The 26,955-nt window shown below is 57.0% G+C and carries 26 protein-coding genes; 8 read left to right on the top strand and 18 right to left on the bottom strand.

Annotation, left to right across the window (positions count from 1 at the left end; all coding sequences use genetic code 11):
- The first annotated feature begins 4 nt into the window (after window positions 1-4).
- The 8 genes from U738_RS12210 to U738_RS12175 all read left to right on the top strand — a co-directional run bounded on the left by U738_RS12210 (window position 5) and on the right by U738_RS12175 (window position 7,766).
- Window positions 5-634 (top strand): TorD/DmsD family molecular chaperone, encoded by a 630-nt coding sequence (locus U738_RS12210; protein ID WP_035580825.1) that lies wholly within the window; start codon window positions 5-7, stop codon window positions 632-634.
- Window positions 635-719: 85 nt separating this feature from the next.
- A complete protein-coding gene (locus tag U738_RS12205) occupies window positions 720-920 on the top strand; it encodes a twin-arginine translocation signal domain-containing protein (RefSeq protein ID WP_050713060.1) in 201 nt (66 codons plus the stop codon).
- A 24-nt stretch (window positions 921-944) separates the two neighbouring features.
- Window positions 945-3,797 (top strand): molybdopterin-dependent oxidoreductase, encoded by a 2,853-nt coding sequence (locus U738_RS12200; protein ID WP_035580822.1) that lies wholly within the window; start codon window positions 945-947, stop codon window positions 3,795-3,797.
- Window positions 3,798-3,861: 64 nt separating this feature from the next.
- Window positions 3,862-4,476, top strand: a complete 615-nt coding sequence (fdh3B, locus tag U738_RS12195) for a formate dehydrogenase FDH3 subunit beta (RefSeq protein ID WP_035580821.1) — start codon at window positions 3,862-3,864, stop codon at window positions 4,474-4,476.
- Window positions 4,477-4,487: 11 nt separating this feature from the next.
- Complete coding sequence (locus tag U738_RS12190; RefSeq protein ID WP_035580819.1) at window positions 4,488-5,588, top strand: formate dehydrogenase subunit gamma; 1,101 nt, start codon at window positions 4,488-4,490, stop codon at window positions 5,586-5,588.
- A 120-nt stretch (window positions 5,589-5,708) separates the two neighbouring features.
- On the top strand, window positions 5,709-6,041 hold the full coding sequence (locus U738_RS12185; RefSeq protein ID WP_035580816.1) for a DUF1244 domain-containing protein: 333 nt from the start codon (window positions 5,709-5,711) through the stop codon (window positions 6,039-6,041).
- 5 nt (window positions 6,042-6,046) lie between these two features.
- Window positions 6,047-6,568, top strand: a complete 522-nt coding sequence (moaB, locus tag U738_RS12180) for a molybdenum cofactor biosynthesis protein B (RefSeq protein ID WP_035580813.1) — start codon at window positions 6,047-6,049, stop codon at window positions 6,566-6,568.
- A complete protein-coding gene (locus U738_RS12175; RefSeq protein WP_035580811.1) occupies window positions 6,561-7,766 on the top strand; it encodes a molybdopterin molybdotransferase MoeA in 1,206 nt (401 codons plus the stop codon). Before moaB ends, U738_RS12175 begins: the two co-directional genes overlap by 8 nt.
- 20 nt (window positions 7,767-7,786) lie before the next feature.
- On the opposite strand, the gene U738_RS12170 is transcribed toward U738_RS12175, so the two are convergent.
- The 18 genes from U738_RS12170 to U738_RS12085 form a co-directional block, all read right to left on the bottom strand.
- Window positions 7,787-8,197 (bottom strand): hypothetical protein, encoded by a 411-nt coding sequence (locus tag U738_RS12170; protein WP_035580809.1) that lies wholly within the window; start codon window positions 8,195-8,197, stop codon window positions 7,787-7,789.
- A 1-nt stretch (window position 8,198) separates the two neighbouring features.
- Complete coding sequence (locus tag U738_RS12165) at window positions 8,199-8,759, bottom strand: chemotaxis protein CheW (RefSeq protein WP_035580806.1); 561 nt, start codon at window positions 8,757-8,759, stop codon at window positions 8,199-8,201.
- Window positions 8,749-10,428 carry a diguanylate cyclase gene (locus tag U738_RS12160; RefSeq protein WP_035580804.1) on the bottom strand — a complete coding sequence of 560 codons (1,680 nt, stop codon included), beginning with the start codon at window positions 10,426-10,428 and terminating at the stop codon, window positions 8,749-8,751. Before U738_RS12160 ends, U738_RS12165 begins: the two co-directional genes overlap by 11 nt.
- A gap of 74 nt (window positions 10,429-10,502) precedes the next feature.
- Window positions 10,503-10,859, bottom strand: coding sequence for a response regulator (locus tag U738_RS12155; RefSeq protein ID WP_035580801.1), 357 nt, complete (start codon window positions 10,857-10,859; stop codon window positions 10,503-10,505).
- A 38-nt stretch (window positions 10,860-10,897) separates the two neighbouring features.
- Complete coding sequence (locus tag U738_RS12150; RefSeq protein WP_035580799.1) at window positions 10,898-12,997, bottom strand: hybrid sensor histidine kinase/response regulator; 2,100 nt, start codon at window positions 12,995-12,997, stop codon at window positions 10,898-10,900.
- A gap of 1 nt (window position 12,998) precedes the next feature.
- Window positions 12,999-14,435: a CheR family methyltransferase gene (locus U738_RS12145; protein ID WP_035580796.1), complete on the bottom strand. Its 1,437-nt coding sequence runs from the start codon at window positions 14,433-14,435 to the stop codon at window positions 12,999-13,001.
- Entirely contained in the window at window positions 14,432-15,499 is a 1,068-nt protein-coding gene (gene cheB / locus U738_RS12140; RefSeq protein WP_035580794.1) for a chemotaxis-specific protein-glutamate methyltransferase CheB, read from the bottom strand. The genes U738_RS12145 and cheB overlap by 4 nt, the downstream gene beginning before the upstream one ends.
- A 12-nt stretch (window positions 15,500-15,511) precedes the next feature.
- A complete protein-coding gene (locus U738_RS12135; RefSeq protein WP_035580792.1) occupies window positions 15,512-17,536 on the bottom strand; it encodes a methyl-accepting chemotaxis protein in 2,025 nt (674 codons plus the stop codon).
- 165 nt (window positions 17,537-17,701) lie between these two features.
- Window positions 17,702-18,868, bottom strand: a complete 1,167-nt coding sequence (locus U738_RS12130) for a glutathionylspermidine synthase family protein (protein ID WP_035580789.1) — start codon at window positions 18,866-18,868, stop codon at window positions 17,702-17,704.
- A gap of 19 nt (window positions 18,869-18,887) precedes the next feature.
- The gene (locus tag U738_RS12125) at window positions 18,888-19,511 is read right to left on the bottom strand and encodes a DUF1190 domain-containing protein (RefSeq protein WP_035580786.1); all 624 of its coding nucleotides are present in this window, start codon (window positions 19,509-19,511) and stop codon (window positions 18,888-18,890) included.
- A 26-nt stretch (window positions 19,512-19,537) separates the two neighbouring features.
- Entirely contained in the window at window positions 19,538-19,951 is a 414-nt protein-coding gene (locus U738_RS12120) for a DUF350 domain-containing protein (protein WP_035580785.1), read from the bottom strand.
- A gap of 57 nt (window positions 19,952-20,008) precedes the next feature.
- Window positions 20,009-20,731, bottom strand: a complete 723-nt coding sequence (locus U738_RS12115; protein WP_035580783.1) for a DUF2491 family protein — start codon at window positions 20,729-20,731, stop codon at window positions 20,009-20,011.
- A gap of 45 nt (window positions 20,732-20,776) precedes the next feature.
- Window positions 20,777-21,472 (bottom strand): PspA/IM30 family protein, encoded by a 696-nt coding sequence (locus U738_RS12110; protein WP_035580781.1) that lies wholly within the window; start codon window positions 21,470-21,472, stop codon window positions 20,777-20,779.
- A gap of 68 nt (window positions 21,473-21,540) precedes the next feature.
- Window positions 21,541-21,999, bottom strand: coding sequence for a DUF2170 family protein (locus U738_RS12105; protein ID WP_231896802.1), 459 nt, complete (start codon window positions 21,997-21,999; stop codon window positions 21,541-21,543).
- A 158-nt stretch (window positions 22,000-22,157) separates the two neighbouring features.
- Window positions 22,158-23,696: a malonate--CoA ligase gene (locus U738_RS12100; RefSeq protein ID WP_035580775.1), complete on the bottom strand. Its 1,539-nt coding sequence runs from the start codon at window positions 23,694-23,696 to the stop codon at window positions 22,158-22,160.
- Window positions 23,693-25,072 (bottom strand): malonyl-CoA decarboxylase, encoded by a 1,380-nt coding sequence (locus tag U738_RS12095; RefSeq protein ID WP_035580770.1) that lies wholly within the window; start codon window positions 25,070-25,072, stop codon window positions 23,693-23,695. Before U738_RS12095 ends, U738_RS12100 begins: the two co-directional genes overlap by 4 nt.
- Window positions 25,073-25,083: 11 nt before the next feature.
- Window positions 25,084-26,418 (bottom strand): TRAP transporter large permease, encoded by a 1,335-nt coding sequence (locus U738_RS12090; protein ID WP_035580767.1) that lies wholly within the window; start codon window positions 26,416-26,418, stop codon window positions 25,084-25,086.
- A 2-nt stretch (window positions 26,419-26,420) separates the two neighbouring features.
- Complete coding sequence (locus tag U738_RS12085; RefSeq protein ID WP_035583517.1) at window positions 26,421-26,942, bottom strand: TRAP transporter small permease subunit; 522 nt, start codon at window positions 26,940-26,942, stop codon at window positions 26,421-26,423.
- Between the last annotated feature and the right edge of the window lie 13 nt (window positions 26,943-26,955).

The following is a 26,955-nucleotide window of genomic DNA, read 5'->3' as shown; positions in this document are numbered from 1 at the left end:
GCCGATGACGGATGCACTGCCCACGCTTAAAGAAGCGGATTCGCTACGCGCCGATATCTACCGGCTGTTAGCCACGCTGCTGCGCCAACCGCCGGATACTGAGTTGCTCAACTGGCTGGCAGAGCTGACAATCGAGCAGGACGGCAGCCGCTTGGCAGAGTGTTGGCAGGCACTGGCGGCAGCCGCTGCCGGTACTGAACAGAGTGATGCTGACGTTGAGCGACTTCAGCGGGCACACTTTCGCCACTTGGTGGGGGTGATTCAAGGTGATGTAGTGCCTTATGCCTCCTGGTACCGCAACGGCGAACTGATGGAAGCGGCGCTGGTGGCGCTGCGCCAGGATCTAAAAGTACTCGGCTTTGAACGCAGTGAGCATACCCGTGATCCTGAAGATCATCTGGCTGCCCTGTGTGAAGTGATGGCGATGTTGATTGATGCCGAAAGCGCAGAGCAGGGCTACTTCTTTAGCCAACATTTAGCCCCTTGGGCGGCCAACTGTTTTGCCGACCTGGGGCAGGTAGACACCGCTTTCTATGCAGCGCTGGGGCAGTTGGGTAGCGCTTTTATGGAGAGTGAGCAGGCTCGCTTGAGGGTTGATGCGGGCCATACGCCAGTGCGTATTCTTGAGCCTTAACGCAGGCTTCATAAAAGAAACAGCAAAAAAAGCAAAAAACAGCATAAAAAGACCCGCACAAAAAAGCATGCAAGAGGAGAAACCCATGCAACCGTCACACAATGCTGAGCGCCGCCGGTTTATGAAAACCGTTGGGTTGGGAACCGCCGCTGCTGGCGCCGCGGCGGCAGTCGGTCATGTCACTCTGGCACAGGCTGACACTGCCCCGGTGAAAGACGAAAAACCAACGGTTAACTACCGTGAGACTGATCACGTCCGTGCTTACTACGCCTCGCTGCGTGACTGACGGCGGAATGCCAGGAGATTTGCCATGCGCTTAACTCGCAAAACAGACACCCCCAAGGCCTCCGGGCTGGGTATTTCCCGTCGCCAGTTCCTCAAACGCAGCGGTGCAGCCACCGGCGGTGTGGCCGCCGTTGGCTTTATGGGTGCGCCCATGATGCAGCGCTCAGAAGCAGCCGACAAAACCCCCGTGCTGGACTCGCCGGTCGAGACCAAACGCACCATCTGCTCCCACTGTTCAGTGGGTTGTGGCGTTTATGCCGAAGTTCAAGAGGGCATTTGGACCAAGCAAGAACCCGCTTTTGATCACCCCATCAACCGTGGTGCGCACTGCGCGAAGGGCGCTTCGCTGCGCCAGCACGGCCACTCCACGCGGCGTCTTAAGTATCCGATGAAGCTGGTGGCCGGCGAGTGGGAACGCATGAACTGGGATGACGCCATTAACGAAATTGGCGACAAACTGCTTGAGCTGCGCGAAGAGCACGGCCCGGACAGCGTTTACTGGCTAGGCTCGGCGAAGTTCAGCAACGAGCAGGCGTATTTAATGCGCAAGCTTGCTTCGCTATGGGGCACCAACAATACCGACCACCAGGCGCGTATCTGCCACTCCACCACCGTGGCGGGCGTGGCGAACACCTGGGGTTACGGTGCGATGACCAACTCGCTCAACGATATGCATAACAGCAAGGCGATTCTGTTCATTGGCTCTAACCCCAGCGAAGCACATCCGGTGGCGATGCAGCACATTTTGATCGCCAAAGAGCGCAATAATTGCGACATCATTGTCGCCGACCCGCGCTTTACCCGCACCGCCGCCAAGGCCAACAAATATGTGCGTCTACGTCCCGGTTCAGATGTTGCCTATATTTGGGGTCTGTTGTGGCACATTTTCGAAAACGGTTGGGAAGATAACGAGTACATCAATCAGCGCGTTTACGGTATGGATGAAGTGCGCGCTGAAGTCGCTAACTTTCCGCCCAGCGTTGTAGAAGAAGTCACCGGCGTCCCTGAAGCCGAGATGTTTGATGTCGCCAAGCGCCTCTCCGACAATCGGCCTGGTTGTGTGGTCTGGTGTATGGGCGGCACCCAGCACACTACTGGCAACAACAATACCCGGGCTTACTGCATTCTTGAGCTAGCGCTGGGGAATATTGGTGTGGCGGGCGGCGGCGCTAACATCCTGCGCGGCCACGATAACGTACAGGGCGCAACTGACCTTGGCCTTGGCTGCGATTCCTTGCCGGGTTACTACGGTTTGGCGGAAGGTGCCTGGCAGCACTGGGCGCAGGTGTGGGATCTCGACTACGAGTGGCTTAAAGGCCGCTATGACGATACCGAGTACGCTGATGGTAAGCCCATGTACACCGCCGGTATTACCGTGTCGCGCTGGGTCGATGGCGTGCTCGAGGAGGACGAGAACATCTCCCAGCGTACCGCGCTGAAAGCGATGTTCTACTGGGGCCACGCGGTTAACTCCCAGACCCGCGGCGTGGAAATGCAAAAAGCGATGCAGAAGCTTGAGATGATGGTCATCGTTGACCCTTATCCCACCGTTGCCGCTGTAATGCACGACCGCAGCGACGGCGTTTATCTGCTGCCAGCGGCCACCCAGTTCGAAACCACGGGCAGTGTCACCGCGACTAACCGTTCGATTCAGTGGCGTGACCGGGTGATTGAACCGCTGTTTGAGTCCAAGCCCGACCACGAGATCATGTACCTGTTTGCTCGTAAGCTGGGCTTCGGTAATGAACTGGTCAAGAACTACCAGATGAACGGTGATGAGCCGCTCATCGACGACATTCTGCGCGAAATCAACAGCGGTATGTGGACGGTCGGCTACACCGGGCAAAGCCCCGAGCGCCTTAAAGAGCACCAGAAAAACTGGCACACGTTCAGCTTCGAGAACCTGCGCGCAGAGGGTGGCCCGGCGGACGGTGATTACTACGGCTTGCCGTGGCCCTGCTGGGGTACACCAGAGTTTAAGCACCCGGGCTCGCCCAATCTTTACGACACCAGCGTACCGGTGATGGAAGGTGGTATGGGCTTCCGCGCCCGTTTTGGTATCGAGCGTGATGGTGTCAACCTTCTTGCGGAAGGGTCAGCGCCGGTGGGCGGCGATATCGACGACGGCTACCCGGAGTTCAACGACCAACTGCTTAAAGATCTGGGCTGGTGGGACGACCTGACTGCCGAAGAGAAACAGGCGGCGGAAGGCAAAAACTGGAAAACCGACCTCTCTGGCGGTATCCAGCGTGTCACCATTGAGCATGGCTGCGCGCCTTACGGCAACGCCAAGGCACGCGCTGTAGTCTGGACTTTCCCCGACCAAGTGCCGAAGCACCGTGAGCCGCTCTACACCACGCGTCGCGATTTGGTTGAACGCTTCCCTACTTGGGACGACTTCGACTCCATCATGCGCCTGCCGACCATGTACAAAACCATTCAGGATCGCGACAACACTGGCGAGTATCCAATGATTCTCACCTCTGGGCGACTGGTTGAGTATGAAGGCGGCGGTGAAGAGACGCGCTCCATGTCGTGGCTTGCCGAGCTGCAGCAGGAGATGTTTGTCGAAATTAACCCGGCGGACGCCAACGACCTCAGCATCAAAGATGGTGACGATGTTTGGGTGGAAGGGGCAGAAGGGGGCCGTGTGAAGGTCAAAGCCCTGGTCACTCCTCGCGTCGATCGTAACGTAGCGTTTATGCCGTTCCACTTTGGCGGCATGTTCCAGGGCGAAAGCCTGCGTGACCGTTACCCGGATGGGTCTGATCCGTACATCATTGGTGAGGCGGCCAATACCGCCACCACCTATGGCTACGACCCGGTGACACTGATGCAAGAGACCAAGTGCACCATCTGCCGCATTGAGCGGGCTTAAGCTTCGACCGACCTGACAGCACGACGGTGCGGGAGCCATCCCGCACCGGCATGAGGAGAACACCATGGCTCAAATGAAATTTATGTGTGACGCAGAACGCTGCATCGAATGCAACGGCTGCGTTACCGCGTGTAAAAATGCCAACGACGTCGAGTGGGGCATTCAGCGCCGCCGCGTGGTCACGCTCAACGACGGTGAAGCGAGTGAAATGTCGATCTCAGTGGCCTGTATGCACTGCGACGACGCACCCTGTATGGCGGTTTGCCCGACCGACTGCTTCTACAAAACCGATGACGGCATCGTGCTTCACGATAAAGACCTCTGCATCGGCTGTGGCTACTGCCTTTACGCCTGCCCGTTTGGCGCTCCGCAGTTTCCCCAGCAGGATGCCTTTGGCGAACGCGGCAAGATGGACAAATGCACCTTCTGCGCGGGCGGCCCTGCCGAGAGTAAAGAAGAGGAGTACGAGAAATACGGTTCTAACCGTATTGCCGAAGGCAAGCTGCCGCTATGTGCCGAGATGTGCTCCACCAAAGCGCTGCTGGCCGGTGATGCTCAAGACGTGGCTGATATCTTCCGCCAGCGCGTTGTCCATCGCGGCCACAAAGATGGCGCCTGGTCCAATAACCCTCAGGCCAGTGCCGACAACCTAGCCTATGATGCTGCCCATAAAGGGTAAGGAGGCGTGTCATGAACCTGTTGACTGCACAGGCACCCGGTGGGGTGCCGCGCTCAGGTAAAGGGCTCGCCCTGGGCATTTGGCGTTTTATGTTGGTGGCGCTTGCTTTGGTGCTAAGCCTCGGCTTCACGCAAGTGGCGGTGGCCCAAGCAGATCCTGACCGCGAAATGACCACTGCCGCTCCTGGCATTACCGCCGACCAGTGGCGTCAGGTACGTAGTGGAGAGACCGGGCCTAACTACCGTGACTCGCGTTATGAAAGCGACTACAGCTTGATCAATGCAAGCGGTGAAACCTGGCGGCAGATTCGTAACCGCTGGGTGTCGCCGTTTGGTTTGATTGCGGTATTTGGCATGGCGGCGCTGATTGCGCTGTTCTACTTCATTGTCGGCCGCAAGGATCTGGAGGCGCCGCGCACGGGGCGTCTGCTATTGCGCTGGACGTTAATGAAGCGCGCACTGCACTGGACGGTAGCGACGCTGTTTATCATTCTGGCGCTGACGGGCATGACGCTGCTGTTTGGCAAGTTTGTGTTCCGCCCGTTGTTTGGTGATGGAATTTGGGCCTGGATGATTGCGGCGACAAAAGTGCTGCATAACTACCTGGGGCCTATCTTCGGCATTCTGCTTGTCATACTGCTGGTCAGCTTGATTAAAGAGAATATTCCCAAAAAGCACGACTGGGTATGGTTCAAGAAAGGCGGCGGTATGATTGGCAAAAAGCATGTGGATGCAGGTTTTGCCAACGGTGGGGAGAAGGCTTGGTACTGGATATTGGCTACGGTAGGTATTCTCGTTATCGCCAGTGGCTTTGTTCTCGACTTCCCCAACTTCAACCAGGGCCGTGACACCATGCAGTGGGCCAACATTATCCACGCAGTGGGTGCGTTAGGGCTCACCGCCATCTCCTTAGGGCATATTTATATCGGCACGCTGGGTACCGAAGGCGCGCTTGAAGGTATGACCACGGGCTACGTGGATGAGACCTGGGCCAAAGAGCACCATAATCTTTGGTACGAAGAGGTCAAAGACCAAACGCTATCGGAACAAGAGGTGGCGGCTCGCAAGTCAGGTGGTGATAGTAGCGAACCATCGGCAACGCGGACCAGCTGATAAGTGCTTAATAAAGTGCTTACAAAGTAGCCTAAGACACCGCCTTCTGGCGGTGTCTTTTGTTATGCTGCCTGTTAAGTTAGTGAGTAACCCAAAGGCATTTTTTTGAGAGGAACGGTTATGTCAGCGTTTAATGAGTTTGACCCGTCCACGCGCACCGAGCTCGAAGCCGCTGCGTTTCGGCGTTTGCTACAGCATCTGGACGATAACAAAGATGTACAGAATATCGATCTGATGATTCTGGCGGACTTTTGCCGTAACTGCTTATCAAAATGGCTGGTAAGCGCCGCCGAAGCGCGGGATGAAAGCCTCAACTATGAAGAGGCCCGTGAGTACGTTTATGGGATGCCTTACAGCGAGTGGAAGGAACTCTACCAGCCGCCTGCCACCCCAGAGCAGATGGCCGCTTGGGAAGCGCATCACGCCAAAAAGAAAGCTGCCAAACAAAGGTGACGTCAATGAGTGAGCCAATGGTGCCCCTCAACATCGCAGTCTTGACGGTCTCCGATACCCGCACAGAAGAGACGGATCGCAGCGGCCAGGCGCTGGTAGAACGATTAACCAGCGCCGGGCATACACTCGTTGAAAAGCGCATCGTGCCAGACGACGTCTACCGCATTCGCGCGGTGGTAGCCAACTGGATCGCCGATACGGAAGTACAGGTGGTGATCACCACCGGCGGCACCGGCTTTACCGGCCGCGACTCCACGCCGGAAGCTATCTCGGTGCTGCTGGATAAGCGCATTGAAGGCTTTGGCGAACGCTTCCGCCAGCTAAGCGGTGAAGAGATCGGCAGCTCCACCATCCAGAGCCGCTGCCTCGGCGGCTTAGCCAATGCCACGGTAGTGTTCTGCCTACCGGGCTCGACCGGCGCCTGCCGCACCGGCTGGGACGGCATTCTGGCCGAGCAGTTGGATAGCCGCCACAAACCCTGCAACTTCGCCAACCTGGTTATCCCAGGCCGGGGGCAACATGGCTGATTTGCAGCCGATATCCGCCGCGCTCAAAGCGCTACTGGCCGACGTAAGCCCCGTTGGTGCTGAAAGCGTCCCGCTGGAAGCCGCGGCTGGGCGTGTGTTGGCCGAAGCTGTTACCGCGCAGTTAGATGTACCGCCGTTTGATAATAGCGCGATGGATGGCTATGGGCTGCGCGCTGCCGATGCGGGAAAGTGGCTACCGGTGAGTCAGCGTATTGCGGCGGGCACTCCCGCCCAAGCGCTTGAGCCAAATAGCTGCGCGCGTATTTTTACCGGCGGTGAGATTCCACCTGGCGCTGACTGTGTCGTTATGCAGGAGCGGGTAGAGGTTGACGGTGAATGTGCGCTGATGCCTGCGGATATCCCTGCGGGGGATAATGTTCGTCGTCAGGGCCGGGACGTCAGGCGTGGCTCTGTGCTGCTCGATGCCGGTGAACGGCTCGAGGCAGCAGCTCTTGGCCACTTGGCAGGCCAGGGCATTACCCAGGTCAGCGTGCGCCGTCGGCCACGGGTTGCGCTGCTCTCAACCGGCGATGAAATCATCGACCCCGGTACGCCGCTTAAGGCGGGGCAGCTCTACAACTCCAACCGACCCATGCTTAAACGGCTGCTGGAGAATTTTGGCGCCGAAGTGGTGAGTACCGTTAGCGTACCGGATGATTACACCCGCACGGTGGCACTGTTAACGGCGGCCGCTGCTGAGTCGGATTTAGTGGTCACCACCGGTGGCGTGAGCGTCGGCGAAGAGGATCACGTCAAAGCCGCGCTGGAAGCGATCGGCCAGTTGGATATGTGGAAGCTGGCGATTCGCCCTGGTAAGCCGTTAGCACTTGGCCGCTTACCCCGTGACGATGGCAGTCATGCGCGGTTTGTGGGGTTGCCAGGTAATCCGGTCTCGGGGTTTGTCGGCGCCTGGCTGTTTTTACGCCCCTTACTGGGCGCAATGCTGGGCTGTCCGGCGCTAACATCACTGCCCGCTGTGACCGCGAAAGCTGGGTTTGCTACCTCCACCGGCCCACGTGAGCACTATATGCGTGTGACGCTTGAATTCACGCCCAGCGGCGTAACGGCGACGGCTTTTGATGACCAGAATTCCGGGGTGCTCTCATCCTGTATTAACGCCGATGCATTTGCGGTGATTCCGGCCAATAGTGAAATAGCCAAGGGCGATGCCATTAGCTGCTTGTGGTTGGCGGGCTAAGAAGCAGGGGCTTGAGAAAGCTAAGGGCTAAGCTTGCGTGCATCCAGCAGCAGCACCAACTGCTGCTGATCAAAGGTACAACCGCATAGCGCGGTTGAAAATCGGCGAGAAAGCAGCAGTTTAGGCAGCGGGTGGAGCGTGTCGGCGGGTAGTTGCCGAAGCGTAATGTCTCCGCTTACGCCCAGTTGCCAAGTGTTGTGGCTGTCATTAGTGGTCGTTTGAGCGTCGCGCAGAGTGAGCCAGCGGCTAGGCGGGGAGTCATGGTCGCCCCCGGCGTAGAGCAGCGAGTGAGCATTGGCGGTGCGCAAAGCCGTTGGGTGATCGGTCATGGCGAGTACGTGACACGCTTCCAGGGCTGCATGGTAAGGACCAATGCGAAACAGCACCAAGGCAACTTGGGCTTGTTCATGCAGGCCGTGACGCTGGGGCATTTTAACCCAGACCCTGCTGGTAGGCGTCGAACAGTGCTTCGGGGTCAAGCAGGGCAAGCGCTTGGCGCTCGTCTACCTGCCACAGCGCGCTAACATAAGGGCGTAACGCGGCAGGAAGCGTTTCGGGGGGAGCTTGCAGCAGGCTCTGGGTGACCTCGCAGACATCGTCAAGCTGCTCGATACGCACACCGCTACTAATTCCCGCGGCGTTGACTAGCAACATCATCCCGCTAGGAGGACCTTCCGGCGTGGGTAAATTGAGTAACTGATGCAGGCTAATGACGGACTCAATTTTACCACGCAGGTGCAGCACGCCTTCGGTGGAGGCGGGTAGCCCCGGTACGTAATAGACGGGCTGGTCGCTGGGTAGAATTTCGCTCACCGCGCTGCCGGGTAGCGCAAAACGTTGTCCGTTGAGTCGGAACAGCACTAGCTGCTGGGTCGGCTCATCAACATCGACTACCCTCTCTGCATCGTCGTGTGTCGCTAATGCCTCTTCCAAGGTCTGAGTGGCGAACGGCAGGTCATTCGCTGGGTTGTCGTGGGGCTGTTCAGGGCTCATCGGCTAGCTCCGTCGATATCACTACTTGGTTGCGCCCTTGGTGTTTGGCGCGGTAGAGCGCCTGGTCGGCGCTTAAACGCAGCGACTCGGTAGAGGGATGCGCGGGGAAACTGCTTATCCCCACGCTGAAGGTGCAGCGAAAACGAACGTCGCCTGCGTGAAAATCAACCAGTGCAAAATCCTCCCGCAAGCTGCCGATTAACGTAGCAGCTTTCTCGGCATGAATGCCTTTGAGCAGTACGACAAACTCTTCACCGCCGTAGCGGCCAATAATGTCGGAGAGCCGCAGACGGCTTTTTAGCAGTCTTGCCAAGGTGATGATTACTTGATCGCCCGCCAAATGGCCGTGGGTATCGTTAACCTGTTTAAAGTGATCGATATCGATCATTGCCAGGGCATGGGGGCTATTATCACGGTGGGCCTGGGCAAGGGTTTTATTGATCAGCTCGGTGGTAGTGCTGTGGTTATACAGCCCGGTCATGCTGTCGCGGGTCATTAATGAGCGCAGCAGACGTAGTCGTTCGGCGCGCAGCCTGACGGCAGAGACCAGTTCTTCAGGCTGTACGGGTTTGGTAAGAAAGGCTTCGACTCCCGCGGACATGGCGGAAATCTGCTTTTTGCTGTCGGTTTCACTGGAGAGATAGATAATCGGTAGCCCCAGGTATTCCGGCTGCTGACGAATAATCGTTGCCAGTTCTTCACCCGAACATACCGGCATATACACATCGACCAGCAGTAAGTCGGGGCTAAAGCGTTCCATGGCCGTGAGTGCATCGGCGGGATGGTGCACCTGATGTGCAATCATACCGCCTTCTTCAATCAGCAAGGCGTGATAAGCAGCCACCTCGGGCTCATCATCCACCACCAGTACCTTCAGCGGCTCTTCCACCGCCGGAGCGGTGAGCTCATCCACCGCCAGCATAAGATCCAGCGGTTTAACCGGTTTGGTAAAGTAGCCGCCACAGCCTGCACGAACGGCGCTCAGGCGCGAGTGAAAATCGCTGTGGGCCGACAAAACGATGGCGGGTAGTGGTTGGCCGGTTAGCTTGTTCAAGCTGGTTAGGGTTTCGGTGCCTGCGGTTTGGCCTTGGGGAAACTGCACATCCATGATCACTGCGTCAGGGCGACGCGTGAGTACGGCGTTAAAGAACGTCTCCGTATCAATAAAGTGTACGACGTCATGACCAAAGCAGCGGAGATGATGGATCAGTTGGTCGACCTGCTCGGGCTCATCGTCGCATAGGTAAATCAGCCGCTGGCGCTTATTGCGCAGCGGCTCCACCTGGCTGTTAAGTTCGAAGCTGTTGACGGCCGCCAACGCTTGCTGTTGACCGTGGTGGGAACGTAGATGCTGCTGCTCGTGACCCAGCTGGCGTAGTAGTTGGCTGATATAAGCGTCGATGTCGGGTCGGGTGGGCGTGGTAGTGAGCGCCTCCTCTGCCTGATCAGCAAGCACGGCAAGCCGCTCGAAGCCCAGTGATCTCCCGGTGCCTTTCAAACTATGAAAAAAGCGGTGTAGCTCCGGTGCTAGTCGCGTCTGTTCTTCACTCGATGTGCGGCTCTGCTGCCACAGCTCGGCGGTTTGCGCTAAGCGGGTCGGCAACTGCTCAATAAAACGCTCACGCAGCTGATTTAGCTTATCGTGCAGCGAGGGGGCTGGCTTAGACATCAAACTACCTACGTAAGTGATCGAAAGCGGCGATCCATTCCATCCATTATCCATTCCAGCGCATGTAGCACTGCTTAGCTGGCGAGTGCCTGTTTCACAGCAGTTTCCAGGTTGTCAGCCAGCTCGGCATCTTTACGCAAACAGGCATCCAGGCCCGGTGTCTGCTGTAGCGTTGCATCCGGAGTGTCCCCAGTGAGTAAAATAAACGGCAGGTGATTGTCTTGCTCACGCAGCATTGCCAATAGTGCTAGACCGCTGACAAGGGGCATGTGCATATCGCTGACAATCAGCTTGATATCACCGTGAGTGTCTAGTTGCTCGACGGCTTCCATGGCGTCTAAGGCCATCAAGGTGGCATGGCCCTGAGACTCTAGCAGTGCCGCCGTCATTTCCCCGGCAAGCGGGTCGTCGTCTACGACCAGGATAGGCATTCGCGACCTCATGGCTGTTGTGTTATTGACGCTCGTTATTAGCCCAGTAGGGCTTGTAGCGTTTCTACTAAATTATTTTGATCGAAACTGCCCTTGACGATATAGGCGTCGGCTCCGACCTCAATGCCGCGTCGACGATCAGCCTCTTTTTCCCGCGAGGTGATAATAATAATTGGCCGATCACGATAAGCCTCATTTTCGCGCAGTCGAGCAGTCAGCGCAAAGCCATCCATTACCGGCATCTCAACGTCGGTCAGTACCGCATCAAACGGCTCCGCCAGAGCTTTGGCTAATCCGTCGCGGCCATTTTCGGCCAGGGTGACGTGATAGCCCCATGCTTCGAGTACGTCTTTTTCTATTTCGCGGGTATTCAGTGAGTCGTCAACCACCAAAATTCGCTTCGCGAGAGTGGAGGATGTGCGCTCATGGCTAGGACGCTGAGCAGTGTGCCGGGTGGATTCCAGCAAAGCGGGTACATGGAGCAGGCTTACCAGCGCATTGCGCCCCATGGACACCATGCCTGAGACCAGCGGTAAATGGCGTAGATGCACCGGCAGCGGCTTGATCACCCTATCGCGTTCATCAATCAGTGAATCAATAATCAGGGCGAGCTTTTGGTGCCGCTGGTGGACGACCAACAACAGGGTGGTGTCTGTGACGGCGCTCGTCTCAGGTAGTTCAAGCAGTTGGGCAAGCGATACCACGGGCACAAATTCGTTGCGTAAAATCAGCGTGCGCTGTCCTGCGGCATCAATGAATGATTGCGATGAGCACTCTACTAACTCCGATACGTAAGGCGCGGTTACCCCGATGTTGACACCGCCAACGCTAACCAGCAGCACCCGCATCATGGCCAGCGAGAGCGGCAGGCGCAGGGTGAAGCGCGTACCGCTACCGCGTTCGCTGGCCAGCTGCAGGTCACCGTTGAGATCATCCACCACGGTGCGCTTGACCACATCCATGCCCACACCGCGCCCTGAGAAGTCGGTAATCATGCTTTTGGTCGAGAAGCCGGGCAGGAAGATCAGCTCCAGGGTCTCCTGCTCGCTCAGAGCGTTAAGCTGCTCTTCGCTGATTAGCTGCTTGGCGAGCGCTTTCTGACGCACGGCGTCAAGCGCAATGCCCGCGCCGTCATCACGCATCTCCACGACTACCCAGTCAGCGTCCTGCCAGGCTTCTATCACCAACTGTCCACGCGGTGATTTACCCGCCGCCTGGCGCTCTGCAGGCGGCTCTAAACCGTGGTCCAAGGCATTACGCAGAAGGTGAATAAGCGGATCTGACAGCCGATCAATCATCTGACGATCAAGTTCGATTTCGCTGCCGCGCACGCGGCAGTCGACCTGTTTGCCGAGTGACTGAGCCAGTTCACGGGACATATGCGCGAGAGGGTCAAACACGACGCTGAGCGGCAGCATGCGCATTTGCAGTGCTCGGTCGTGTAGGTCGCTCATCAGCGAGTCATGGCTTAAAACGCTATCTTTCAGCTCACGGTGAAAGCTGTGAAAGGGCGCTTGCTGCTCGGCAGGCAGCGTGGTACTTAGCGCTCGGGCTTGGTCAACGAGGGTATGTAAGTGGTGGTGCCCGGATAGCACTTCACCCATCAAACGAATAACATCGTCCAGCCGATCCAAGCGAACCCGCACGGTATCGCTGAGGCGTAACTCGCTCTCGGTCGCCAGCGCCGTTGAGGGAACTGGCACCGAGGTCAGCGGTGGGGGAGTGCTGGGCTGGCTTGGGGCCTGACCGTGAGCGGCATTTTCAAGGGCGCTACAGAGTGCCTCATCAGCCGCAGGTAAGTCGTCACCTGTTGCCCCTTCAGCGAGCCGACTAACGAAGTCTGCCAACCCGTCAACCGCTTGGCTGAGCAGGCTGGTAACCGTCGGCGTCGCGGTTAAGGTGCCATCGCGCAGCGCGCTGAGCAGCTCTTCAGTGCTATGTGCCAGCGCCGTGATTGGCACCAGCTTAAGCATCCGCGACGAGCCTTTCAGCGTATGCGCTGCGCGAAACAGTTCGTTGATCTGCTCGCGATCAGCGTGGCCCTGCTCCAGTGCGCGGATCCCTTCGCGCAAGCGGGGCAGGTGGTCGGCGGCCTCTTCCACGAAGCGCTGTATAAAGCGGCGAATATCCAGCGCCATATTAACCCACTCCCTGTGTGGTACTGGTTGATGCCAGCGTGGTGTTGACCGCGGCTAGGTAGCGTTCGGCTAGAAAGCGTGCATCGCCAGGCGGTAGCGGCGGGGCGATAGTGTCTAGACCGCCATTAGAGGTCGGCGCGGCGGTCAGCAGCCGGACAACGGCAGCATAGCTACGCTGGCGTTGAGCAGGCTTATCGGTCAACTCACCCTGGCGATAAAGTTCAGCTAAATAGAAGTGCGCAGGCCAACACTCCGGCACTACGTAAATGGCCCGCTTAAAATAGTCGTAGGCCTGATGGGGCTGCTGCTGCCAACGGGCGACTAATCCGGCCAAAATCAGCGCATCAATTGACCACGGCTGCTGCTTAAGCAGCGTCTTTAGTAGCTTAGCGGCCTCGGCAAAGGCATTTTGATTGAGCAAGCGATGGGCGGTGTGTAGCTGTTGGGTGATGTTGTCTGTTTGTGTGTTTTCTATTGCTGTGTTTTCCGTTTCTTGCTCAGACGGCGCATCGGGCGCTAAATCAGCGCTACTGGCTAGCTCTAACTCTTTGCTCGCGCTATCACCGACGCCAACACTGTCATCTGACTTGTCGCCCTGGGCGACGGAGTGATGGGTAGCTGTTGGCACTGCCATGGGTTGCTCTGCACGGCGAAAGTAAAAGACGCTCTGGTCTTCGACCAGTTCAAATACGCCGAGATCGTTACCCAGGGTTTCGGTGACGCCGCAGAGTAAAATACCATTCGGGGCTAGCAACTGGCCAAGCTGTTGATGAATGCGGCGCCGCGTCTGCTGGTCAAAGTAGATCGACACATTGCGAAATAGAATCACATCAAAGGGGCCGCCGGGGTTGCTCTCATCGGCATTCAATAGGTTGAATGGGCAAAAGGTTACCCACTGGCGCAATGATTCTTGAAGCTTAAAGCGCCCCTGGTAAGGGCTAAAGTAACGCGCTTTGAAGTCGGGAGAGAGGGCGCGAAACGCCATGCCGCCATAAACCGCTTGGCGTGCTTTGGCGAGGACTTGATGGTCCAGGTCGCCACCGGTGAGGGTAAACAGCGCTTTGGCCCGTTCGCCAAAGCGCTCAAACAGCATCATCGCCACGCTATAGGGCTCTTCTCCGGAGGAACAGCCCGCACTGAAGATGGATAGCGGCGGGCCACCTGCCGCTAAACGCGCAGGTAAATAGCTGTTGACCAGCCAGTTCAGGGCATCTGGCTCGCGATAAAAATAGGTTTCGTTAACCGTTAACTGACTGACAAACTGATCGAATAGCGCAGCGTCGCTGGTTAATTGTGTGAGGAGCGCAGTGGTGTCGGTGAGCCCCGTTGATGCTTGTAAGCTGGCGACCGCTCGGAATAACCGCGCTTCGGCCAAGCCTTCCAGGTGTAAGCCGCAGCGCTGATGCACCAGGGTTTTAAAGGGGGCAAAGGCGCTCATGCCAAGGGCTCCGGTCGGCTATCTAAGTAGCCGCGCACATCGCGCAGCAGCCGATCCGGAAGGCTATCAAGCGGTAATTCATACTGAATGACCCCAGCTTTAACGGCTTCCTGGTTCATGCCGTAAATCACCGAGCTGGCTTCATCTTGGGCGAAAGTGGTGCCGCCTGCTTGGTAAATAGCCCGCATGCCATTAACGCCATCTCGGCCCATGCCGGTCAAAATAATGCCCATCGCATCACTGCCATACACTTCCGCAACACTCTGCAGCAGTACATCGCAACTGGGGTGGTAAAGGGACTTCTCGGGGCTGGGTTGAAGCTGGAAACGGTGGCGGGGAGTGACACATAAATCACGCTCGGAAGGTGACAAATAGATATGCCCTGGGCGTAGCAGCTCGCCCTCTTGGCCAACACTGACCGGCATGGCACATAGCGACCCAAGCCATTGTGCCATGCCATCGATAAACCCATGACTGATGTGCTGGGCGATCACAATAGGCGCCGGAAACCCGGCGGGTAGTCTGCGTAGTACCCGTACGAGTGCTTGCGGGCCACCGGTAGAGCATGCAATCGCGACCACGTGTTGAAAGTTGCGTGGTACCCCCCTGGGCGCGTCGGGAAGTGTCGGCAAAGAAGGCATAGGCGTCAGTGTTGTACCGCGGCGGCGCAGGCGAGTGATTACCGCCACGCCGGAAAGCAGGCGTATACGCGCCAGCAAGCGCTCGGCATCGGCTCCTTCCAGGGTGGGTTTAGGCATCACCTCTAACGCGCCTACTTCAAGGGCTTGATAAGCCGTTTGAGCATCGGAACGGTCGCTGACCACCAGGATGGGCACCCCTTTGTTATACATGATCTCTTCGATAGCGCTCAAGCCGTCCATCACCGGCATGTTGAGATCCATGGTGATCAGCTGCGGCGCATGGCGTTTGGCCAGTTCCACCGCTTCGCGGCCGTTAGTGGCTTCACCCACGATCTCAATATCACCGTCTCGGCTGAGGATGTCGCGTAACACGTCGCGGGCTACTTGGCTGTCGTCGGCAATGACTACCCGAATTACGCTCATTCGGTATCCTTATCAGCGATCTTTATTTGTTAGGGTGAACTCCTGCACTAGCGCGTTTAGCTCAGCCGACATATGGATCATATCCTGGCTGATGTCGGTAATGCTGCGCACCGAGTGTGCGTTGCGTGAACTGGCCGTATCGATATCGCGCAGCGCCATTACCACCTGACTGCTGGCGGTTTTTTGCTGCTGAGTAGACAGCGATATCTGCTGGGCCGCACTGCTGGTTTGACTCGCTGCCTTAAGCAGCGCCTCCAGATCCTGGGCGGTGCTCATGCTTGCGTCAACGCCCTGCTCAATTGAGGAGGCGCCTTTTTCAGAGGCGACCACTAAGCGATTAATCGCTGTCTGAATATCATCAGTATGCGCTTCAATCTCTTGGGTAGAGTCGGTCACGCTGTCAGCTAAGCGGCGTATCTCGCTGGCAACGACCGAAAAGCGTCGGCCCGACTCTCCCGCGCTTGAGGCTTCCAGCGCGGCATTAAAGGCAATCAGCTTGGTCTGGGCGGCCAGGGTATTGATCAGCTCCATTACCTTATTAATCTGTTTGGATTTCGCCCCTAGCGTCATGATCTCTGCCAAACTCTGCTCGCTGTCGCTGCGGATATCCTGCATTTTTGACTGTAGCAGTTGCATGGCCGCGCTGCCTTTGCGGCTGCGCTCCAGGGTTTGGTTGGCAACGTCGACCACTGACTGTGAGTGGTCGGCGATTTGGGTTGACGAGGTAGAGAGCTCTTCCATGGTGGAGGTGATTTCCGCTACCGAAGAGGCCATCTCCTCGACTGCGGCGGCCATGGTTTGGCTTGCTTCATGATCGATATCGCTACCGTGCACACCGGAAAGCCCGGCGGTTTTCGCCAGCCGGTCGGCGACTTGCGTTAGTGCCTGAGCGTTCTTGGCCACTGCCGCAATCGCGCGGGAGAGACGCTCAAGGAGCTCGTTGGTTTGATCGGCTAAATCGCCAAGCTCGGCTTTGTCATCGGTGCTGACCCGCCGCGAAAGATCCAGGCTGTGGGTGATGTCCTTGAGCTGGCGCTGGAAATTAACCAGCGGACGGATCAGGCTCCCAGTCAGTGGGTAGAGCACCAGTAATCCGACAAGCAGAATGAGCAGGCCTATACCGCTGGACTCCAGAAAGCGCTCGTGGGTGGACGCCAAGTAGGCTTCTTTATCGACTTCGACCATTAGGTAGCGCTGCAGCTCGGGTAGCCAGCGCGTGCTAATCAGCAGGGCGTGGCCGTCGCGCTCAATCTCTTGTACCTGCAGCTGTTCATCACGCAGCAGGCGCTGCGACGCTTGATCTGGTAAGGACTCCGCTGCGGTTTCACTACTCGGATCGTTCTCCCCACTACGAACGAGCAACTCACCTTCGGCGCTGAGCAGCGAAGCGTGAGCGGTGTCACCTAAGCGAAAGTCGTCAATCAAGCTGGCCATTTGGGAAAGGTCCAGCCCTGCGCCGGCGACTACTAGCGGTCGACCGTTGGTGGCATTTACCGCGCTGCGGTAATTGACGTAGACAAAGGCATCATCGGGAGAAAAGGTGTCGCTATCTAAATTCAGTTCGTAAGTGTTATCGCTGTCGGTGAAATCGTAGTACCAGTCATCTTCGCTGCCAGGCGGCTGGATTGTTCGCTGAAGAAAATCACCGTTGCGAAGTTGAAAGTAGTAGCCTCGCCCCTGGTATTGAGTGGCAATAAAAACCAGCTCGGTATCTAACTGCGCCATAAGGCGCGCTAAATAGTTGGCGATATCGTTTTGTCGCTCTTCAGGCAGACCGTCGCGAACCCACTGCTCAATAAAGTAGCTATTGGCCAGACTTTCGGAAATGGCGAGATCTTGGCTGAGGCTTAGGTTCACATGAGCGGCCAGCCCTTCTACCTGTGCCGGTAGCTCTTGATTAAGCAGGTTATTCAGCCGCGCTTGGCTGTGGGAGCGCGCTTGAAGATAGAGCGCCAGGAGCATTGCGAGTGCTAAGACCGTCCCAAAAGAGAGAAATAGCCGAAGCCGTAAAGGTAGGGATTTCCAGCGCGCCATCATGTTCGCCGTTGCTCCAAAGTAAACGTGGCCCTAACGACGCTGCTCAGTAGCGCTCAGGGTGAGAAGTAGAGTGATACTTACCACTCTACTTAGGGTAGTAGCAACGATTTCAGCTTTTTTTGTGAGGGCTGTCCAGCCTATATCAGCGTGTTTTGGTACTTGCGTTTACACGATCGCGTGGGGCACGAAGCACGAGGAGTCTTTGGTAATGCGGCCAACGTCTTCGCGGATGCCCATACCGCAAGCGCGGTCACCCACCACCCAACTTCCAATTAAGGCGTGATTATTACCAAAGCGGGGCATCGGGTGGTAGGCCTGCCGAATCCATGGGCTGTCGGTGTAGGGGCCGTCCACGGCCTCGCGCTGACCGGCGGGGGTAATGAGTTCCACGTTACTGCCTTCCCGGGAGAAGAATGGCTTACGCACCCAGCCTGCTGGCAGCGGTGGGCTTTTGGCATTCTCGAAAAACGCCGGTAGCAGATTGGGATGGCCCTCAAAGTGCTCCCATAGCAGGGGCAGAATACCCTTGTTAGACAAAATCGCTTTCCAGGGCGGTTCGAACCAGTGCGTGTTTAACTGCGGGATATATTCACCGAAGGCGTCGTCGGCCATCTCCTCCCAGGGATAGAGTTTGAACAGGGCATGGATAGGCTGGTTATCCAGGTCAACAAAGTGCTCTGTCCCAGGATGCAGGCCAATATCTTCGGTGTAGATAAACGGCGCCTTGAGACCTGCTTGCACCGCCACATCCTGCAGGTAGTGCACGGTGGCGCGTTCTTCGGCATTATCTTTGATGCAGGAGAAATACAGCGTGCGCGCTTCAATGCGGTCGCCAAGGTGGGCCATGGCGTTGATCAGGCGCTCTTGAATTGAGTTGTACTGATCCGCGTGGCGGGGCAGGATGCCCTGCGCAATGGCTTGTTCAAGCCATACCCACTGAAAAAAACCCGCTTCGTAAAGCGACGTGGGCGTGTCGTAGTTGAGTTCCAGCAGTTTCGCCGGGCCGTCACCGGAATAGGCAAAGTCCATTCGCCCGTAGAGGTGCGGCTGCCCTGATTTCCACGAGTTATGGATGCTATCCCACATATGCTCGGGAAGTGCCAAACGCTGCATAAGCGCATTGGAGTGGCAGACCTTATCCACCAGTTCCATGCACATCTCATGCACCGCCTCGGTAGGCGCTTCAATATCCCGCTCTACCTGCTCCATCGTGAACTGGTAGTAGGCGTCCTCTTTCCAGTAGGGCTCCCCGTCGATGGTATGAAAATGAAAGCCCAGTTCGTGGGCCAGGGCCTTCCAATTGCTTCTTTCAGGGATATCGATTCGCAGCATGGTGATCTTTGCTGGTGGCTTAGGAGCCCCAGCCACCCCGCGCCGAGGAGCGCGAGCCAAAGCCCCGGCGTTGAGACGTGGCTTGGCGATTCTGCGCCACCGAGCTGCGCATCGCATCGTTACGCTGGGTGACGCGCTGGGTGGCCTGGTTCGAGGCGGTGTTCCAGTTGCCCTGATTTTGACGGTTGCGATACACCGGTTCCTGATACACCCGCTCAAAGGAGCGTCCCCGGTTGGTATTGGACATCATGTTGCCCATCATATAGCCCATCATAGCGGGCATAAACCAACTGCCGCCGGTGCTTCCGGTTGCGGCTTGGGACTGCTCATCGGTTGGGGCAGTACACGCGTCTTCACCATTCTCAGCTTCACACTCTTCAAGCGTGCTATAGCGCGGCACCTCTTTTAAAGAGGCTTCGTAGGCGTCTTCGCAGGCGCTGCGGGTATAGACATTCTCTGCGACGCAATCCTCAACGCTTTGAAAGCTGCGCGGCTGGTCGAACTCTATATCGGTGATCTGCTCTTCCTGGGGTGGTTGGCCACAGGCGGTAAGACCAAAAGCGCTGGCGCCCATCATTGCCAATGACAAGCGCCCGCTGCGCTTGCGGCGTGGCAAATGTGGGGTGTGATCGTGTTTAGACATGCAGGCTCTCCTTTACCACGTCGTCGTTACCAAGTCATCGAAGCGGCGTTGAGTAAGCCGACTGCCACGGCCACGCTGGCCATCAAAATGCCGTAGGCCTGGTGGCCTTCGGTGATGTGCTGCGAGAGGCTTTCGCCCTGCTTGCGCAGAAACAGCTTCACCGCGAAGAAGGTCGCCAACTGGACGATAAAGGCCACTACGCCCCAGAGCACAAAATCGATAAAGTTGATCGAGTGCGCCATCGCGCTATATAGCGGAATAGTAAAGCCTAAAATCGAGCCGCCGTAGGCAGAGGCAGCCGCTGCGTTACCTTCACGAATCAGTGTCCACTCGTGGTGCGGGGTAAGACGGCTGTAGCAGTACATAAAGGCGGCAAGTAGCACAATCGCCGTCACTAGATAGGCGATAAATGACGGCAGGCCGTAGAGATAATTCACCATGGTGGCAGTTTCCTTTTATAGCTCTTAAGTTTTGCGTTTAAAAAAACAGCTGACTGATTACATTGCGTCGATATCAACGGAGGCCACGTCCACCCCAACGTTGTGCACCACCATAAAGCTGCCTTCGCCATCACTTTCAGCGCTGAGCAGCAAGTACTCCATGCGCTCAGCGCCTTCAATGGTGCGCTCATAAAGCATCGCGTGATGAGTCACCTGCCTGGCAGCCACGCTCTCGGTGGTCATTACCTGCTCATCGAAAATCACCGGTGGCGACCACAGGCTGTCGCCGTTACCCCATACCCGCTGGAAGGAACAGCTGCGTGCCTCGTCAGTGGTCGAGGTAATCGCGACGGTTTGCGCACCGATGCTGTCGGGCAGTTTGTCGTCACCGTTGATCAACTTATCAAACTCAGCATCCGAGAGATGGGCGACACGGTAAAAGTCGAACAGCTTATATTCAAGCACCTGGCCATGCTCAATGTTGGCCTGCAGCCAGGTGTCGTTATCCAGATAGAAGCGCACCAGCTGCGCCCCTTGGCCTAGATCCACGTGGCCCACGGCGGCAATATGGTGGTAGGCGTCGTCATCCCAGCGAAACAGCGCATCAGGGTGGGCGCGCAGACCGATCAGCTTGATATTGACGCGCCCATCCAGGCGTAGGCCCTCAAGGTCCTCCTGGCTGATGCCCATGGGCAGGCCTGCGGCTACCGGGCGGCCGGTGTTTGGCTCGGGTGGCTTCTCCGTGGTAGCGCGAAAAAGTGCCTTGAGGGTATTAAACATGGCCTGACTCCCAAATCGATTTAAGCACTGACTTGCTCTTAACGCTTATTCCTGTGCGGCGTTTTTCTTCGCTTTCAGGCGCGCTAACACATCGTCTGCTTTGCGATTCTGGCCACCCACACCGGCTGCTTTCAAGCGGGCTTCCAGCGAGCTGCCGCTCTCTTCTGCGGCCATATCGTCAGCAGCCTGCATTTGCGCTGAGTTAAGCTGTTGGCGCTCTTTAATGCGCTCCAGGGATTCCATGGCGCTGCTCATGGCGCTGTTCTGACCCGAGTGGCGAGCGGCCACGGCGGATTGGGCTTTCTGCGCCGACTCGGTGGCTTTGACCACGCTCACTTGTTGCTTGAGTTGGCGAAGCTGGTTGTCGGTACCGCGAATAGCGCCGCGCAGTTTTTCGATGCTGGCGTCGTACTCGCTAATAATGGCACGTTCCGCCTCCAGGTCATCCTGTAGCGCCACCATGCGCTCGGCGACTTCCACGGCCAGCGCTTCCTCGCCTTTATCCAAAGCGGCTTCAGCGCTTTTTTCCAGCTCGGCAATTTTGCTTTCCAGCGTGTCGGCTTTATTGCTGTTCAACTGGCGCTGGCCCATCAGGCGGGTAAGCTCAGTTTTAGACTGGCTCAGGCTATTTTCTGAGTCGCGGATTTCCTGGTCTAAAATGCGCAGCGCCTGGGAGTCCACCACCGCTTGACCGGTTTCATTTGCTTTGCCACGTAGCGCCGTCATGATTTTGCTTAACATAAGAAATTTCTCTTAAAAAAGGACTGTAAAGTGCCACCGTGCAAGTGACATTGACCAATTAACTAACGTTAGGCGAAATGGGTCTGAATCAGTTCGGCAACATCCATGGCCGCACTGGCCGTGGCGTGGAGCTCGGCGCAAATTGATTCAAGTTTTGAGTCGCCAAACAATTGCCCGTAAGCCACATAGAAGTCGTGACCGTCGATCTCGACAATCCCCACGGAGGCCAGCGGTAACGCAATGCCCTGGCGCAGCAGTACTTCGTTGAGCTCAGCGGTGTTTTTAACGCTCTCCACGGCAACGATAGGTGCCATGGCGACCCACTCATTTTCGCTGCGCGACAGGGTAATCGGCAAGTTGCCGTAATCGTTAAGCTCCCAGATCAGGGTCTGATTCGTCTCATCCAGGCTGATAGTGCCCTCAGGCCACTCAAGGGGCGCATCTCCAGCGCTGTTGTGCGCTGGCTGACTGGCTAACTTATATAGCTCGGTGGCGGTGATGCCGTTGGTAACGGTAGGCGTAGTCAAGGCAATCTGCTCCATCGTTTGTTAAGTGACCTTACCTTAACATTTAGTAGAGCAAATGGTTCCTTTTCGCAAAAAAACGCCCCGCCTCTTTGCCGTATCGTGCCGGGCTAAAGAGTTGGGGCAAACGTTCAGGGATGGGTAGCGCCTAGAAGACGCGACTAAGGCGTTTGATAGGTGTCGTTGAACCGCTTGCGCAGTTCATTTTTCTGTACTTTGCCCATCGTATTGCGCGGCAGTTCATCGACAAAGAAGACCCGCTTGGGCTGCTTATACTTAGCTAGCCGACCATCTAAATGGGTGATTACTTCCTCCTCTTCAAGCTGGTTTTCTCCAAGATCAGCGCCTTGCTGGCGTACGACCACGGCGGTCACGCCCTCGCCAAAGTCGGGATGCGGCAGGCCGATTACCGCGGATTCGGCGACTTGATCGAGCTCGTCGATCACCTGCTCTACCTCTTTGGGGTAGACGTTATAGCCGCCGGAAATCACCAGGTCTTTGTCGCGGCCAACAATATGTACATAGCCCTGATCGTCGACCATGGCGAGATCGCCGGTAATGAAAAAGCCGTCGTCTAACAGCTCCTCACGGGTTTTTTCAGGCATCCGCCAGTAGCCGATAAACACATTTGGGCCGCGGATCTGCAGCATGCCAATTTCGCCAAACGGCACCTCATCGCCGCTTTCCCGGTTGGTAATGCGCATCTCCACGCCGGGTAGCGGCATGCCCACAGTGCCTGCTCGGCGGGCGCCGTCATAGGGGTTGGAGAGGTTCATATTGGTTTCGGTCATACCGTAGCGCTCAAGAATCGCATGGCCCGTTTTGGCTTCAAACGCCTCGTGGGTCTCGGCGGTGAGCGGAGCAGAGCCGGAAACGAACAGCCGCATGTTGGCAGTCGCTTCTGGGGTCAGTCGTTCGTCCTGAACCAAGCGCGTATAGAAGGTAGGAACGCCCATCATCACAGTGCCACGGGGCAACTCTTCAAAAATGACATCGGCATCGAACTTAGGCAGGAAGAGCATGCTGGCGCCCGCTATCAAGGTGACGTTGCAGGCGACGAATAAGCCGTGAGTGTGGAAAATCGGCAGTGCATGGATCAGCCGATCATCAGCGCTGAAATGCCACGCTTTGGCCAGTGTCTCGGCGTTAGAGGCGAGGTTTTTGTGCGTTAGCATGGCGCCTTTGGAACGCCCGGTGGTGCCGGATGTGTAAAGAATAGCGGCCAGGTCGCGCTCGCCAAGTGCCACGATATTCTCCCGCGGCGCTGCCGTGCGAGCGGTTTCCATTAGGCTGCCATCACTGGCGCTACCCAAGGTAGCCACCGCAGGGCAGCCGGTTTCAGCGGCAAGCGCCTGTGCCTCATCGAGTAATTTAGGGCGGCAAACAAACAGCGCGGGCTCGGCGTCATTTAAAAAGTAGCGAATCTCATCGCCGGTATAGCCCGTATTGAGGGGCAGATAGACGCCACCGATGCGCAGGCAGGCCAGGTAAAGCAAAATAGCTTCAGGGCTTTTATCTACCTGCACGGCAACGCGGTCGCCTTGCTTAACGCCTAGCTCGGTTAGCGCTCCGGCAAGCTGCGCACTGATGGTCAGCGCATCGGTATAGCTATAGCGGCGGCCATCGCGGGTAGTAATAAAATCGGCCTCTGCGCGCTCACGCATTTTGGCCGCAAAGGTTTCAAATAGGTTGTGGCTCATTTGGTGGTCTCTCCCTTGGCCAGCTTGCGGGCGCGTTTGGCGAGGTCACGCACCTCACTTGAGCAAGCAACGGTCGCCTTGGCGGTATAGTTTTCGTGGTTGCGTTCGATATCGTCCAGCACATAGAGGTAGTTGACCATCAGGCCGGCGGCCTGTTTAAAGCCCTTCTCAGAGATATCGCCCAGCCAGTTAATGCGATGAAGTTCGGCGCCGTTGCCGAGGTGAAAGCGGGCCACCGGGTTGAGCGGCAGGCCGTGACGGTTCTTCTCTTCAATCAGGTAACGGGCGGCCAGCGGGCGAATGGCGGCTTTGAGCTGCTCTTCGCGGGTTTTGTCCTGATGCCACCCCGGTGTTTCAAGCCCTTTGAGTGATTGACGCAGCGACGCGGGAAGCTGCTCATCATCACGCTGCTCCTGAAGCCACTGGGAGAAGCCAGGCACCGGCGAGAGGGTGACAAAGTATTTAAGCTGCGGTAGCTCCTGAGAGAGCTCTTGCACTACTTGCTTGATCAAAAAGTTACCAAAGGAGATCCCGCGCAGCCCGGTCTGGCAGTTGCTAATGCCGAAGAACGCTGCGGTATCGGCATCCTCGGGCTCATCGATGGCTTTTCGACTTCCAGAACTATTTCCAGAACTTTCGCCCGATAAGATCGGTTGGATACGGCTTGGCAGACCCTTGTGCAGGGCGACTTCGACAAAGATCAGCGGCTCGTCGCCAATCGCCGGGTGGAAAAAGGCGAAACAGCGACGGTCGCGGGCGTCTAGGCGTCGGCGCAGGTCGTCCCAATCCTGAATCTCGTGGACCGCTTCGTAGCGGATGATCTTTTCTAAAATTGAAGCGGGTGTGTTCCAGTCAATGCGCTTAAGCATCAAAAAGCCGCGGTTGAACCAGGAGCCGAACAGGTGGGCGAAGTCGTCGTCAATGGCCGCCAGTTCGGGCTGTTCGCGCAGTAATCCCAGCAGATCTTCACGCATTTTGACCAGCTCATAGGTACCGTCGCTGGCCAGGTTTAGGCGCCGGAAAAGCTCTTGGCGCCGCGGCTCGCAGGCTTCAAACAGGCGCTGTAGCGATGGGTTGTCGCGAACCTCCTGATAGGCCAGGTAGGCTGCGTCAATGGGGCCGGGTTCGGCCGCAAAGTCGGCCGTTAGGCGGGCAAAGAAGCGACTCTTTTCCGCCGCCGAAAGGCGCTGGTAAATCGCCAAGGCACGGCTTGCCAGTGCGATGCTAGAAGCTTCGCCATCACTTTCCAACAGCTTGTGGCAGGCGTTAACCAGCTGCCCATGGTCGGGCGTTAATGTCTCTGGATGGCGGCGGCGCAACAGCGCATCACGCTGGGTGATGTTGTTGAACAGCTCCTGCAAAAACAGCATGTTCATGGTCGAACTCCTTAACCCATGATCAAGTTAGGTAGCCAAAGCGCGATGCCTGGGAAAAGACACAGCAGCAAGATACCCAGCACCATGCACAGCGCGTAGGGCAAGCTCCCCATCAGAATATCGCGCAGCGAAATATCCGGCGCGATGCCTTTAATAATGAACAGGTTGAGGCCCACCGGTGGGGTAATCAGGCCGATCTCCAGGTTGATAGTCAAAATCACCGCAAACCAGTAGGGGTCGAAGTTAGCTGCCAGGATAATGGGTAACAGAATCGGCGCGGTCATCACGATCACAGCCACGGGGGGCAGGAAGAAACCCGCCACCAGAAGAAAGAGGTTAATGACCCCCATAAGTGCCCAGCGGTTGATCTCAAGATCAGCAATCGCGGCGGCCACAGTTTGGGTGATAAACATGGAGGAGAGCGCATAGGCGAACACTTCGGCGGTGGCGATCACCAGCATGATCATCACGCTTTCACGCAGCGAGTCGCGCATAATCAGTTTGATCGGCCCCAGCTGCCACATGCGGTAGATCAGAATAGCCAGCGCCAAGCACAAAAATGCGCCTACACCTGCTGCTTCTGAAGGTGTTGCCACCCCGCCATACAGGGCAAACAGGATACCCGCCACCACACCCAGGAAAGGTAGAACGCGCACTAGCGCTTTCAGGTTGGTATCAACATTCTGCTTAACGTTCTGTTTTAGCCGTTCGACGGACTCAGCCATGGGGTTGTTATAGCCACCGGCCATCTTGCAGGCGATCATCGTCCAGATCATAAACAGGCCCGCAAGCATAAAGCCTGGCACCACCCCGGCAATAAACAGCCGACCAATAGAGGTTTCGGTGGAAATGCCGTAGATAATCATGGTGACCGACGGTGGAATTAGAATGCCCAAGGTGCCGCCCGCGGCAATACAGCCCGCCGCCACGCCATCCGGGTAGCCGCGCATGCGCATTTCGGGAATGCCCATTTTACCAATCGCCGCACAGGTGGCCGGTGACGAACCCGAGAGCGCAGCAAAGATAGAGCAAGCGCCGATGTTGGAAACTGCCAAGCCGCCGGGCAGCTTACCCATCCATAAGTCCAGCGAGCGATAAAGATCACGCCCAGTGGGGGAGGAGGCCACCGCGGCCCCCATCAGAATAAACATTGGAATGGCGACAAAACCAAACTCGGCGATGCGGTCAAAAAAGGTTTCACCGAAGTAGGTGAGCTCGGAAAGGCCGCGATCATAGAGCAACGCCAGCAGCGATACACCGCCCAGGGCAAAAGCGATAGGGGTGCCAATGGCCATCAGCGCAATCAGCGCGATGGCGACAATAATGCCTAACGTAATGGGATCCATGCTTAGCTCTCCCCGCGCAAAATTTCAGCCACATACTGCAACGACAGCAGGGTGGCGCCGACGGCCATGGGCAGCAGGGCAGGCCAGAGCGGTGGATTCCAGACGGAACCCGTGGTCCAGCCGCCGTGGAGCGCCTCAAATACATATACCCAGCTGGCATATGCCAGGGCGGCACAAAAACCCAACCCAAACAGCGAAGCGATCAGCCGCATAATGGTGCGGGTAATACCGCCCAGGGCATCGGGAACAATAGTGATGGCGACATGGCCGCCGGTCATCAGTACATAGGGGCTGCCCATTAACATCGCCGCCGTCACCGAGAAGATGGTGAATTCGGTCTGCCAGCTGGTGCTCATCCCCAGTAAGTAGCGAATAAAGACCATCTGGCAGATCACTAATACGCCAGCGATAAACATGGCACAGGCCAAATAGGCGGAAAGCCGCGAGAGCTTATCCATAACGCGAATGTAGCCGCCGATGATGCCCCCTCGCACGGGGGCTTCGTGAGTCGTTGTGGTTGCCATAATTCCCTCATCC

The sequence above is a fragment of the Halomonas sp. TG39a genome, from assembly GCF_000744395.1.
GTDB lineage: Bacteria > Pseudomonadota > Gammaproteobacteria > Pseudomonadales > Halomonadaceae > Vreelandella > Vreelandella ventosae_B.
Note: the sequence above shows the minus strand (reverse complement) of the source record. Positions and strands in the feature narration are given on the sequence as shown.

Bases quoted from the DNA above. Each gene is read 5' to 3' on its own strand.
- U738_RS12210 (WP_035580825.1), top strand. From the start codon at position 5: ATGACGGATGCACTGCCCACGCTTAAAGAAGCGGATTCGCTACGCGCC.
- U738_RS12205 (WP_050713060.1), top strand. From the start codon at position 720: ATGCAACCGTCACACAATGCTGAGCGCCGCCGGTTTATGAAAACCGTT.
- U738_RS12200 (WP_035580822.1), top strand. From the start codon at position 945: ATGCGCTTAACTCGCAAAACAGACACCCCCAAGGCCTCCGGGCTGGGT.
- fdh3B (WP_035580821.1), top strand. From the start codon at position 3,862: ATGGCTCAAATGAAATTTATGTGTGACGCAGAACGCTGCATCGAATGC.
- U738_RS12190 (WP_035580819.1), top strand. From the start codon at position 4,488: ATGAACCTGTTGACTGCACAGGCACCCGGTGGGGTGCCGCGCTCAGGT.
- U738_RS12185 (WP_035580816.1), top strand. From the start codon at position 5,709: ATGTCAGCGTTTAATGAGTTTGACCCGTCCACGCGCACCGAGCTCGAA.
- moaB (WP_035580813.1), top strand. From the start codon at position 6,047: ATGAGTGAGCCAATGGTGCCCCTCAACATCGCAGTCTTGACGGTCTCC.
- U738_RS12175 (WP_035580811.1), top strand. From the start codon at position 6,561: ATGGCTGATTTGCAGCCGATATCCGCCGCGCTCAAAGCGCTACTGGCC.
- U738_RS12170 (WP_035580809.1), bottom strand. From the start codon at position 8,197: ATGCCCCAGCGTCACGGCCTGCATGAACAAGCCCAAGTTGCCTTGGTG.
- U738_RS12165 (WP_035580806.1), bottom strand. From the start codon at position 8,759: ATGAGCCCTGAACAGCCCCACGACAACCCAGCGAATGACCTGCCGTTC.
- U738_RS12160 (WP_035580804.1), bottom strand. From the start codon at position 10,428: ATGTCTAAGCCAGCCCCCTCGCTGCACGATAAGCTAAATCAGCTGCGT.
- U738_RS12155 (WP_035580801.1), bottom strand. From the start codon at position 10,859: ATGCCTATCCTGGTCGTAGACGACGACCCGCTTGCCGGGGAAATGACG.
- U738_RS12150 (WP_035580799.1), bottom strand. From the start codon at position 12,997: ATGGCGCTGGATATTCGCCGCTTTATACAGCGCTTCGTGGAAGAGGCC.
- U738_RS12145 (WP_035580796.1), bottom strand. From the start codon at position 14,435: ATGAGCGCCTTTGCCCCCTTTAAAACCCTGGTGCATCAGCGCTGCGGC.
- cheB (WP_035580794.1), bottom strand. From the start codon at position 15,499: ATGAGCGTAATTCGGGTAGTCATTGCCGACGACAGCCAAGTAGCCCGC.
- U738_RS12135 (WP_035580792.1), bottom strand. From the start codon at position 17,536: ATGATGGCGCGCTGGAAATCCCTACCTTTACGGCTTCGGCTATTTCTC.
- U738_RS12130 (WP_035580789.1), bottom strand. From the start codon at position 18,868: ATGCTGCGAATCGATATCCCTGAAAGAAGCAATTGGAAGGCCCTGGCC.
- U738_RS12125 (WP_035580786.1), bottom strand. From the start codon at position 19,511: ATGTCTAAACACGATCACACCCCACATTTGCCACGCCGCAAGCGCAGC.
- U738_RS12120 (WP_035580785.1), bottom strand. From the start codon at position 19,951: ATGGTGAATTATCTCTACGGCCTGCCGTCATTTATCGCCTATCTAGTG.
- U738_RS12115 (WP_035580783.1), bottom strand. From the start codon at position 20,731: ATGTTTAATACCCTCAAGGCACTTTTTCGCGCTACCACGGAGAAGCCA.
- U738_RS12110 (WP_035580781.1), bottom strand. From the start codon at position 21,472: ATGTTAAGCAAAATCATGACGGCGCTACGTGGCAAAGCAAATGAAACC.
- U738_RS12100 (WP_035580775.1), bottom strand. From the start codon at position 23,696: ATGAGCCACAACCTATTTGAAACCTTTGCGGCCAAAATGCGTGAGCGC.
- U738_RS12095 (WP_035580770.1), bottom strand. From the start codon at position 25,072: ATGAACATGCTGTTTTTGCAGGAGCTGTTCAACAACATCACCCAGCGT.
- U738_RS12090 (WP_035580767.1), bottom strand. From the start codon at position 26,418: ATGGATCCCATTACGTTAGGCATTATTGTCGCCATCGCGCTGATTGCG.
- U738_RS12085 (WP_035583517.1), bottom strand. From the start codon at position 26,942: ATGGCAACCACAACGACTCACGAAGCCCCCGTGCGAGGGGGCATCATC.